Annotated in this window: 12 protein-coding genes; 5 read left to right on the top strand and 7 right to left on the bottom strand. The window is 55.8% G+C overall.

Going from position 1 to position 10,808, the window contains the following annotated elements; genetic code table 11:
- Positions 1 to 358 precede the first annotated feature (358 nt).
- Positions 359 to 637 carry an accessory factor UbiK family protein gene (locus tag B9K09_RS21540; protein WP_087518728.1) on the bottom strand — a complete coding sequence of 93 codons (279 nt, stop codon included), beginning with the start codon at positions 635 to 637 and terminating at the stop codon, positions 359 to 361.
- Positions 638 to 1,044: 407 nt separating this feature from the next.
- Between B9K09_RS21540 and glnK the strand changes: the two genes are divergently transcribed.
- The 4 genes from glnK to sutA all read left to right on the top strand — a co-directional run bounded on the left by glnK (position 1,045) and on the right by sutA (position 4,780).
- Positions 1,045 to 1,383 (top strand): P-II family nitrogen regulator, encoded by a 339-nt coding sequence (gene glnK, locus B9K09_RS21535; protein ID WP_003096476.1) that lies wholly within the window; start codon positions 1,045 to 1,047, stop codon positions 1,381 to 1,383.
- A gap of 37 nt (positions 1,384 to 1,420) precedes the next feature.
- On the top strand, positions 1,421 to 2,737 hold the full coding sequence (locus B9K09_RS21530) for an ammonium transporter (RefSeq protein WP_087518727.1): 1,317 nt from the start codon (positions 1,421 to 1,423) through the stop codon (positions 2,735 to 2,737).
- 74 nt (positions 2,738 to 2,811) lie between these two features.
- On the top strand, positions 2,812 to 4,062 hold the full coding sequence (locus B9K09_RS21525) for an ammonium transporter (RefSeq protein WP_087518726.1): 1,251 nt from the start codon (positions 2,812 to 2,814) through the stop codon (positions 4,060 to 4,062).
- Positions 4,063 to 4,441: 379 nt separating this feature from the next.
- Positions 4,442 to 4,780, top strand: coding sequence for a transcriptional regulator SutA (gene sutA, locus B9K09_RS21520; protein WP_087518725.1), 339 nt, complete (start codon positions 4,442 to 4,444; stop codon positions 4,778 to 4,780).
- 78 nt (positions 4,781 to 4,858) lie between these two features.
- On the opposite strand, the gene B9K09_RS21515 is transcribed toward sutA, so the two are convergent.
- From B9K09_RS21515 to B9K09_RS21490, 6 genes are all read right to left on the bottom strand, one after another.
- Positions 4,859 to 5,560 (bottom strand): HAD family hydrolase, encoded by a 702-nt coding sequence (locus B9K09_RS21515; protein ID WP_087518724.1) that lies wholly within the window; start codon positions 5,558 to 5,560, stop codon positions 4,859 to 4,861.
- Positions 5,557 to 6,453, bottom strand: a complete 897-nt coding sequence (gene xerC / locus B9K09_RS21510; protein ID WP_087518723.1) for a tyrosine recombinase XerC — start codon at positions 6,451 to 6,453, stop codon at positions 5,557 to 5,559. Before xerC ends, B9K09_RS21515 begins: the two co-directional genes overlap by 4 nt.
- 74 nt (positions 6,454 to 6,527) lie before the next feature.
- Positions 6,528 to 7,226, bottom strand: a complete 699-nt coding sequence (locus B9K09_RS21505; protein ID WP_087518722.1) for a DUF484 family protein — start codon at positions 7,224 to 7,226, stop codon at positions 6,528 to 6,530.
- The gene (gene dapF, locus B9K09_RS21500) at positions 7,223 to 8,053 is read right to left on the bottom strand and encodes a diaminopimelate epimerase (protein ID WP_087518721.1); all 831 of its coding nucleotides are present in this window, start codon (positions 8,051 to 8,053) and stop codon (positions 7,223 to 7,225) included. Before dapF ends, B9K09_RS21505 begins: the two co-directional genes overlap by 4 nt.
- Before the next feature lie 4 nt (positions 8,054 to 8,057).
- Positions 8,058 to 9,305 (bottom strand): diaminopimelate decarboxylase, encoded by a 1,248-nt coding sequence (gene lysA / locus B9K09_RS21495; RefSeq protein WP_087518720.1) that lies wholly within the window; start codon positions 9,303 to 9,305, stop codon positions 8,058 to 8,060.
- 9 nt (positions 9,306 to 9,314) lie between these two features.
- Positions 9,315 to 9,440 carry a lipoprotein gene (locus tag B9K09_RS21490; RefSeq protein ID WP_010489282.1) on the bottom strand — a complete coding sequence of 42 codons (126 nt, stop codon included), beginning with the start codon at positions 9,438 to 9,440 and terminating at the stop codon, positions 9,315 to 9,317.
- Between the two features lie 182 nt (positions 9,441 to 9,622).
- Between B9K09_RS21490 and B9K09_RS21480 the strand changes: the two genes are divergently transcribed.
- Positions 9,623 to 10,666 (top strand): AraC family transcriptional regulator, encoded by a 1,044-nt coding sequence (locus B9K09_RS21480; RefSeq protein WP_087518718.1) that lies wholly within the window; start codon positions 9,623 to 9,625, stop codon positions 10,664 to 10,666.
- Positions 10,667 to 10,808 lie beyond the last annotated feature (142 nt).

The following is a 10,808-nucleotide window of genomic DNA, read 5'->3' as shown; positions in this document are numbered from 1 at the left end:
GTCGTAATCTTCGAGGCGCATCAGGGCCGCAGAATCCGTCTGCTTGAAAAGCCTGATGTTGAAGCGTGATGTTATCTATGGTTCCAGCGCGCAATAACCGGCTGTAAGAATTGTTTAGATTCCGGGCGTCTGTCGCTGCCAAATGGGCTGAATGCTGGAACTTGAGTCAATTGCTTGGCTGTGGCTCGCGGCCATCAATTGACAAGAAGGCGAGGTGAGGGCCGTCGCCAAGGTTCTGATTGATTCGCTACAGTTAGCAGGTTAGTCGCCCAGGCGACCAGAAGACATGCCGCAGAAGGCATGCCTTGGCGGCCACTGCCTTGGCGACCACTGTTGTGGCGCGCCATAGATTGCCAGCTTATTGCTGGCTGGGTTCTGCGGGTGTGGTTACTGGGCTGTTGGCTTCAAGTTCAAGGACTTTGGCTTCGAGTGCCTCTAATCGTGCACGCGTGCGGGCCAACACGACCATCTGGCTGTCGAATTCTTCGCGGCTAACCAAATCCAGCTTGCTGAATCCGCTTTGCATCAGCGCCTTGAATTGCGCTTCGAACTCCGCGCGGGGCAGCGGCGTATCACCATTGAACAGGCGCGAAGCACCAGCGGTGAGGGCGTCGAGCAGAATTTTTGGTGGCAACATGACTAACTTCCAATTGCGGTAGACCGAAAGTGTAACACGCAGCGTCGGGTGCGCTGATTGTGCGGTCTGCACGATTATTGCGCGTGATGCCCGCTGGCGATGCACTGTTGTTGTGCATTAAATCATTGAAATCCACGGTGTTGTGCCTGTTGTAGCGCCTAAGTCCATGAAATGACGCAGCTTTATCATGTTTGGCAAGCTTTCTGCTTAGCTCCAAGTGAAAGATGCACTGATGCAGTTCCGGTGCGTTAGTCGGAGCACAGGAGTGTTTCGTCAGGAGCGGTTGGTGGGTGTTGGTCTTGCCGAGTTAGAGCAGCCAATGCATTACAAAAGCCAGGCACTGCGCTTAGACTTGGCTCGGGTTTGCAATTCCTGGGGCAAGTCCACCTTACACGGGAGAGAGTTACATGAAGCTAGTTACTGCCATCATCAAGCCGTTCAAGTTGGATGACGTCCGCGAGTCACTGTCGGAGATCGGCGTGCAGGGCATCACTGTTACTGAAGTCAAAGGCTTCGGTCGTCAGAAGGGCCACACCGAGCTGTACCGCGGTGCTGAATACGTTGTCGACTTTTTGCCAAAAGTGAAAATCGACGTGGCAATCGCTGACGATCAACTGGATCGGGTCATCGAAGCCATCACTAAAGCAGCCAACACCGGCAAGATTGGTGACGGCAAAATTTTCGTAGTTAACCTGGAACAGGCCATTCGTATTCGTACCGGCGAAACCGATACCGACGCGATTTAAGCCCCAAAAAACCGAACCCCGCCCCAGGAGTTAAACCATGACTCTGCGAAAAATCGCAGGGCTAGGAGCCCTTTTGTCCCTCGTTTTGCCAAGCGTTGCGCTGGCTGACGAGGTTGTACTGAACAGCGGCGACACTGCGTGGATGATTGTTGCCACCGCACTCGTGCTGTTTATGACCATTCCTGGCCTGGCACTGTTTTATGGCGGCATGGTGCGTTCCAAGAACGTGCTGTCGGTAATGATGCAGTGCTTCGCTGTTACTTGTTTGGTCAGTCTGTTGTGGGTCGTTTATGGCTACAGCATGGCGTTTGACACCACAGGCATGGAAGAAGGTGTTGTTAACTTCAATTCCTTTGTGGGCGGCTTGTCGAAAGCATTCCTCAGCGGTTTGGAGACTGACAGCCTTGTCGCCGCGGTTCCTGAAAGCGTGTTCATCACCTTTCAAATGACCTTTGCCATCATCACACCTGCTCTCATCGTCGGCGCATTCGCTGAACGCATGAAGTTCTCCTCAATGCTGGTCTTCATTACCGCGTGGTTCACATTGGTCTATGCACCAATGGCGCACATGGTTTGGGGTGGCGTGGGTGGCTTGCTGTGGGATTGGGGCGTGCTCGATTTCGCGGGCGGTACTGTCGTGCACATCAACGCCGGTGTGGCGGGTTTGGTGGCGTGCCTGGTACTGGGTAAGCGCAAGGGTTATCCAACCACGCCAATGGCTCCGCACAATCTGGGTTACACCTTGATTGGCGCGGCAATGCTCTGGGTCGGTTGGTTCGGTTTTAACGCAGGTTCTGCACTTGCAGCGAACGGCACGGCGGGTATGGCCATGCTGGTTACTCAAATCGCCACGGCTGCTGCGGCGCTGGGCTGGATGTTTGCTGAGTGGCTGACACACGGCAAACCAAGCGCACTGGGGATTGCCTCGGGCGTGGTTGCGGGTTTGGTTGCAATTACCCCAGCCGCCGGAACCGCAGGCCCTATGGGCGGGCTGGTTATCGGTCTGGCGTCGGGGGTTATCTGCTTCTTCTGCGCCACTAGCCTGAAACGCAAACTCGGTTACGACGACTCGCTGGACGCCTTCGGTGTGCACGGTGTCGGCGGAATCGTCGGGGCATTGCTCACGGGTGTATTTGCAGCACCTGCATTGGGCGGCTTTGGTGAAGTTGAAAACATTGCAGCGCAACTATGGATCCAGTTCGAAGGCGTGATCTTCACCGTGGTTTACACCGCGATTGTGACCTTTGTGATTCTCAAAGTGATCGATTTGGTAATGGGGCTGCGGGTCAGCGATGAAGATGAAGCTGTCGGTCTAGATCTCGCCCAGCATAACGAGCGTGGGTACAACCTGTAAGCACACAGAGCGCGCCCCTCGGGGCGCCCTAACCGAATAGCGCTATTGATAAGGCGCACGGCACGAGGTGACATATGGACAACACAGCATTGACAGCATTGACGTACGGTTTTGACACCTTCTACTTCTTGATATGCGGCGCATTGGTGATGTGGATGGCGGCGGGTTTCGCCATGCTCGAATCCGGTCTGGTACGCGCCAAGAACACCACCGAGATTTTGACCAAGAACATCGCGTTGTATGCGGTCGCCAGCGTCATGTATCTGCTCATTGGTTACCACATCATGTATTCCAGCCCTGAAGGCGGCATTCTGCCAAGTCTCGGCTTTTTGATTGGTAGCGAGCACAGCGCTGAAGCCGTTTTGGCGGGTGGCGATGATGCGCCGTACTACTCATTGCGTTCGGACTTCTTCTTTCAGGTGGTGTTCGCTGCCACTTGTATGTCGATCGTTTCCGGTGCGGTTGCTGAGCGTATGAAGCTCTGGGCGTTTCTAGCCTTCGCGGTAGTGATGACTGGTTTCATCTACCCAGTACAAGGTTTCTGGAAATGGGGTGCAGGCTTCCTTAACTCTGCAGGCTTCCTCGACTTCGCAGGTTCTGGCGTGGTGCACATGGCGGGCGCTGCTGCGGCTCTGGCAGGTGTTCTGCTGCTGGGTGCACGTAAAGGTAAATATGGCGCTAACGGCCAGATTAACCCGATTCCGGGTGCTAACTTGCCAATGGCCACGCTGGGTACATTCATCCTGTGGATGGGCTGGTTTGGTTTCAACGGCGGTTCGCAGTTGAAGATGAGCACCATTGAAGATGCCAACGCTGTTGCTCAGGTGTTTGTTAACACCAACATGGCCGCTGCGGGTGGTTTGATTGCAGCGCTGTTGGTGGCACGCATCCTGTTCGGCAAAGCTGACCTGACCATGGCCCTTAACGGTGCGTTGGCTGGTCTGGTTGCGATCACCGCTGAACCACTGACCCCTGGCGCCCTGCAAGCCACGATGATCGGCGCTGTTGGCGGTGTATTGGTGGTGTTCGCCATTATCAGCCTCGATAAGCTCAAGCTCGATGATCCAGTGGGTGCTATTTCGGTACACGGCGTATGCGGTATTTGGGGGCTGCTGGCTGTTTGCCTGACCAACCCTGACGCAACCTTGGGCGCTCAGTTGCTGGGTATTGCTTCGATCTTCGCTTGGGTATTCATCGCCAGCCTGATCGTTTGGGCAATCATCAAAGCGGTTATTGGCCTGCGGGTTAGCGAAGAAGAAGAATACGAAGGTGTGGATATTGCCGAGTGCGGTATGGAAGCTTATCCAGAATTCACCAAGTCATAATTCGCTGGAAGATTTTAGCGTCAACGCTGGTTGAATAATAACGGCGCATGCTCCATCAGCAACACCACAGCCCAGCAAGCGGATTTACCTTGAGTAAATTGCGCAGCTGGGTTTTTTTGCGTTTGAGTCTCGGGTGGCAAGCAACGTTGTTAAATAAACGATAGCTGCTACTTTTACTTTGTTTTTTCTGGAGGCGCGCTAGAATGCGCGCCGTTGGGCTCAGTCTTTTTGCAGTGACTGATGCCCGCCCGAGCGAACTGGCAGAGGACGTCTCAAGCGACTTTTGTCAGGCAAGGGCATTTGAATTTTTGCTGGCGGTGTACGAAATTTACGCAGCTGGGCTATAACTAATCTGCTTTCGCATTTCATGAGGCTAAACATGAGCGACGAAGATCTCGAACAAGAAGAGTTGGATGGGACTGACGAGGACGATGGTGAGGATCTTGCTGCGTCTGACGATGGTGACCCAAGTATTGATGACGATAGCGATGACGACATTGCCGCGCCTTCCGGCAAAAGCAAAAGCAAAAAAGCTAAAGCTGCGGTAGACCCGGAAGATTTGCCAAGCGTTGAAGCCAAGCAAAAGGATCGTGACTCACTGGCCCAGGCCATGGAGGAGTTCCTGGCACGTGGCGGTAAAGTGCAAGAGGTCGAACCTAACGTGGTTTCTGACCCGCCGAAAAAGCCGGACAGCAAATACGGCAGCCGCCCTATTTGAGTGCTCGCTTAATCAAAAAAACCTGCTTAGAGCAGGTTTTTTTGTAGCTGATGATTGGTCAATCCACAGATGCCGACCTTAGCCGGTCAACCAACTGCTCAGGAGTTTGGGTAATTGCGCCAAACTGCTGACTTCGCCGTCTGGTGGGGCTTGGTCGGGCCAGGTTCGATTTAGTGGGTTGAACCAGATGGCGCGCATGCCAGCGGCTTGTGCGCCAGCGATATCGTCGCACGGGTGGTCGCCGATATGTACCGCGAACTCTGCGCTGACATTCGCGTGCCTAAGCGCTTCTTGAAAGGGTTTAGGGTCTGGCTTGCCAATCCCTAAGTCTTCAGCGCACAAGGCAAATTGAAAATAATCGGCCAAACCCAAGCGTCGAACATCGGCATTGCCATTGGTGATCACTCCGAGCTGGAACTGAGCGGCCAGTGCCTCAAGGGTTGGATGTACCTCGGCAAACAGTTCAACTTGATGGCGGGCGGCCAAAAACACTTGAAATCCGGCCTCAGCCAGCGCTGAAGCTTCTTTCTCGACATAACCCGCACCTTGCAAGGCATTGCGCAGAATACGCCGACGCAGCTCGCTCAGACGGTGTTTAAGGGTTGGCTCTTGCTCCAGCAGCTGATTGCGAATCTGCCACAGATGTTCAACTGGCACGGCACCTAACTTGGGTGCATACATGGTCAGCCAGTTACGCAGCGCGGCCTCGGCGTCTTGCATCACCGGAGTGACATCCCACAAGGTGTCGTCGAGGTCAAAAGTGATTAGCTTGATGGTCATTCACTGCTGCCTTTGCGTTTGGCCCGTGGATGGGCGCTGTCATACACCGTGGCCAGGTGTTGGAAGTCCAGGTGGGTATAGATTTGCGTCGTGGCAATATCGGCGTGTCCAAGTAGCTCTTGTACCGCGCGCAGGTCTTGCGACGACTCCAGCATGTGGCTGGCAAACGAATGCCTGAGCATGTGCGGATGCAGGTTCTGCCCAAGCTCACGAACCCCAGCCTGGCGTACCCGCAATTGTACGGCGCGGGCGCCAATACGCTTGCCTTTCTGGCTGACGAACACCGCGCCATCCGCCGGTGCGCTTAATGCCCGCATTGGCAGCCAGTTTTCCAGCGCTTTGCGGGCCATGCGCCCCACTGGCAGTTCGCGGGTTTTATTGCCTTTACCCTGCACGCGGACTAACCCTGCGGCTAAATCGAGACCGTCCAGGTTGAGGCTGACCAACTCGGACAAGCGCAGGCCGGAGGAGTAAAACAATTCGAGCATGGCTTGGTCGCGCAGGGCGATAAAGTCGTCCTCGACTGCGCCGTCGAGCAATTGCCCAGTACGGTCGGCATCCAGCGTCTTGGGGAGGCGGCGCTCACCTTTGGGCGGCATCAAGCCACTGGCGGGGTCGTGCTGGCAGTGGCCTTCGCGAATCAGATAACGGTACAGCCCACGCGTTGCCGAAAGCAGGCGCGCTAAGCTGCGACTGGACTGACCTTGCATATGCAGATGAGCGACCAGTCGGCGCAAGCGCGAGGTGTCGAGTTGGCTCCAATCAGCCAATTGTTCACGCTGACAGAAACTCAGCAACTTGCTCAGGTCGCGGCTGTAGCCATCCAGCGTATGCGCGGAGACTTGGCGCTCACTGCGCAGGTGTTCGAGGTAGGCGTCGATGCGAGCTTGCATGGTGACTCCTGAGGCGCCGCTTGCGCTGGATGGCTAACAACTTCTGGGCTGACGTCGCAGCCACCTATGTAGCCTTAGCGAACCGAGCGAAGCGGGGTCGCAAAACGGGGCAGTACACGTGCTAGCACTTCAGCGATGTAGCCGAGGAATAAGGTCCCCAGCGAGCTTTTGTAGTGCTGCGGATCGGTGCTGCCAATGGCCAAGACGCCATGGGTGCCCTGATGAGTGATTGAAACCACCGCCGCCGAGCCGACATTTCCCGCTTCACTCTTGCCGAACAAGAATGCCAACTCGTGTTCACGCAATACGCCGCAAATGGTTTTGCCGCCTGCCAGCAAGCCACCAATAGCTTGATGTGCTTCAGTGCTGCTCATCGAGCGGCCGACCGGCAGGGGATTTTCGCTGAACAGGATAAGGCTGACGAAAGGCACCTGAAACTCACTGCGCAAACTGTCTTCAACACAGCTGACGACTTCTTCAAGGCTGGCGGCGTCGAGCATATCAAGGACCAAGCGGCGAGTTTTCTCGAACAGCCGGTCGTTGTCGCGTGCCACATCCATGAGTTGCGACAAGCGATGACGCATGTCGATATTGCGCTCGCGTAGCAGGTTTACCTGACGCTCGACCAAAGAGACCGTGTCGCCACGTTGGTGCGGAATGCGCAGCTCTGGAATCAAGTCATCGTGGTCGATGAAAAACTCCGGGTGCAGGCGCAAGTATGCGGCCACGGTGGCTGAATCGAGGGTTTTTGGTGAATCCTGCTGGTCACTCATAAGCGAACTTGTCCTTCGTAAACACGTACGGCGGGCCCGGTCATCATAACGGGCTGGCCGGGGCCTGCCCATTCAATTAAGAGTTTGCCACCTAGCAGTTCTAGTTGCACCGGCGAATCCATCCAGCCTTGGCTGATTGCAGCTACTGCAGCGGCGCAAGCGCCGGTGCCGCAGGCTTGGGTTTCACCTGCGCCACGCTCCCACACACGCAATTTAGCGCGCTGGCGATCAATCACCTGGAGGAAGCCAACGTTAACCTTCTGTGGAAAGCGCGGGTGGTGCTCAAGTTTAGGGCCCAAACCGTGAACCGCAGCGGTTTCGACGTTATCCACACGCAACACCGCATGGGGGTTGCCCATGGATACGGCGGCGAGTTCAACCGTTTCATCGTCGACCTCAACCCGATAGCTAAGCGCTTGCGCGTCAGCTTGAAACGGAATCTGCTCTGGCGCTAGACGCGGCGGGCCCATGTCGACAGTGATTTGGCCATCGTTGCGCACGTTGAGCTCGATGATACCGCTTTTGGTCTCGACCCGAATTTGCCTTTTAGCGGTCAGTCGTTTGTCCAGTACAAAGCGCGCAAAGCAGCGTGCACCGTTACCGCATTGCTCAACTTCGCTGCCGTCTGAGTTGAAGATGCGATAGCGGAAATCAACATCCGGATTGCTCGGAGGCTCAACCAGCAACAGCTGATCGAAGCCGACGCCAGTGAAGCGGTCGCCCCACTGCTTGGCATTTTTAGGCTGAATGTGCGCGTGCTGGCTGACCAGGTCGAGGACCATGAAGTCATTGCCGAGGCCGTGCATTTTGGTAAAGCGCAATAACATGGGGTTACTCCGGCAGACGGCTTTCGCCCGCATAGAGTTCGCTGTATGTCTCGCGGGCACGCACTTCAACGGCGCGCTGATGATCCACCATCACCTCAGCGGCGCGACCGCGAGTGTTGTAGTTGGAACTCATCACGAAGCCATAGGCGCCAGCGGAACAAACAGCCAGCAAGTCTCCCTCAGCCAGATTCAGTTGGCGATCCTTGGCGAGGAAATCACCGGTCTCGCAGATCGGCCCGACGATGTCGTAGTTGCGGGTCAGGCCTTCGCGCGGCTTAACCGCGATAACATCCATCCACGCTTGATAAAGCGCTGGACGAATCAGGTCATTCATTGCCGCATCGACGATGGCGAAGTCTTTGTGCTCGGTATGCTTGAGGTATTCGACCTGCGTAAGCAATACGCCTGCGTTGGCGACAATCGAGCGGCCCGGCTCGAAAACCAGGGCCAGATCACGCCCGGCAATGCGTTCACGCACGGCTTTGATGTAGTCGCCAGCCAGTGGCGGCTCTTCGTCACGGTATTGCACACCGAGGCCGCCACCGAGATCCAGATGCTTGAGTGCGATGCCGCGTTCAGCCAGACGATCAACCAGAACCAGCAGGCGATCCAGTGCGTCGAGGAACGGCGGTAACGTGGTCAACTGTGAGCCGATGTGGCAATCGACACCCACGATCTTCAGGTTTGGTAGTTCGGCGGCGCGGGCATACACGCTTTCGGCGTCAGCGATGGCGATACCGAACTTGTTTTCTTTCAGACCGGTGGAGATGTAAGGGTGAGTGCCGGCATCAACGTCCGGGTTCACGCGCAATGAAATTGGCGCCCTGACGTTCATCTGCGCGGCGACTTCCTGCAAGCGCTCCAACTCGTCGATGGACTCAACGTTAAAGCAATGCACGCCAACGCTTAACGCGCGGTGCATGTCCTCACGGGTTTTGCCGACGCCTGAGAAGACGATTTTGTTGGCGCTACCGCCTGCTGCCAAAACACGTTCAAGTTCGCCGCGTGAAACAATGTCGAAGCCTGAGCCCAGGCGCGCCAGTACATTGAGTACGCCCAAGTTGGAGTTGGCTTTGACCGCGAAGCAAACCAAGTGCTCCATGCCCTGCAATGCATCGGCATAGGCCTTGTACTGCGCTTCAATGTGCGCACGCGAGTAAACGTAGGTCGGCGTACCGAACCGTTCGGCAATGGCGGACAGCGCCACGCCTTCCGCGAACAGCTCGCCGTCGCGGTAGTTGAAGGCGTTCATAAAGTGTCCTTATTCGGTTTGTGCTGCAGGTTCTTGTGTTTCGTCCGGCAGGTAAAGTGGGCCTTTTTGGCCACAACCTGAAAGCACAGAACTGACAGCGACGATCGCGATAAGGGCAGTAAGCAGCCGCTTCATGTGGAAATCCTTGATAAAAAACACTATTGAGCAGGAGTATACCGGCCCCCCGGCGGCTTGCCTATGCGCTAAGAATGCCAGTATGAAGAGGGCGTCTGGCTTGGAGCGCCGAGCCTGCTTACGTTTGGTCAAGTACGGGCAAGCCAGCCTAGAATGGCAATTGTTCAGCCACAGGAGTCGTGATGGATAACCTTGCAGCGCTCACCAGTTCGGTCTCTGTCGCCTATTTACAGGGGCTGCTCGACTACCTTGAACGCCAAGGTCAGCCTGTGGATAAGTTGCTTGTGCAGCTCAAGCTGAACCCGCAGATACTGAGTCAACGCGACCAGCGCATCGATGCCCAGCTGTACGTCCAACTGCTTGAGTTGGGGGTTAGCACCAGTGGCGATGAATGCCTGGGCCTGCATGTTGGTGAGTCGGTTCGGCCCGGCTACTACGGCGTACTGGGCTATTTGATCATGAGCTGTGCGACTTTAGCTGATGCATTGCATCGGCAAGCGCGTTACGCCTCACTGGTGGGTAATCTCGGTCATGTTGATCTAGCCGATGAGCCGCCCCGTGCCGGTGTCGAGGCGCAAGTTGCGCACAGCTGGCAGCCGTTGTTGCAGCCGTCCCGGCAATTGAGCGAGGAAACACTGGCCGGTTGGATGACCTTTGGTCACTGGATTAGCGGTTTGCAGATACCTCCCACCGAGGTGCGATTTCAGCACCGTGCGCCAGCTGATACCCGTGAGCATCAACGAATTTTCCGATGTCCGGTTCTGTTTGAACAGGCAGACAACGCGCTGGTATTCCCCAAACGCTTGCTCAACACCCCGTTGAGCCAAGCAGATGTTCAGGTGCGCAGCATGTTTGACGCATACGCTGATCGCTTGCTGACAGAAATCAAGCAAGGCAATAGCGTGCTTGATCAGGCGCGCCTGCTGCTGGTTCAGCAGTTGTCACAAGGCACGCCAGAGTTGGCGCAGATTGCCGAGCAGATGGCCATGAGTCCGCGCACTTTGCAGCGCCGGTTGAATGATGCAGGCCTGTCGTTTAATCAACTGCTGGAACAGACCCGCAAGCACATGGTGCTGCAGTACTTGGCAGACCCGGAGCTGGGGTTGGGCGAAATCGCCTACCTTGTTGGTTTCAGTGAAGCCGGTTCGTTGGCCCGAGCGTTTCGTCGCTGGACTGGGCAAAGTCCGCATGAGTATCGCGCCTCTCTCTCATTTTCATTGGACTAAAACGCCAGCATTGCTGACAAGCATACAAAACAGGCTCAACACACCGTACACTTGGATGTCTTATATGATTACAGCGCCAGATTCAGCGAAGCCGTTTCGACATGCAGGACGCACGTTTACGTCGAATTCCTTACCATCGACT

Origin of the sequence: Pseudomonas sp. M30-35, from assembly GCF_002163625.1 — a bacterium.
Lineage (GTDB): Bacteria > Pseudomonadota > Gammaproteobacteria > Pseudomonadales > Pseudomonadaceae > Aquipseudomonas.
This window is presented reverse-complemented; position numbering and strand designations above follow the sequence as displayed.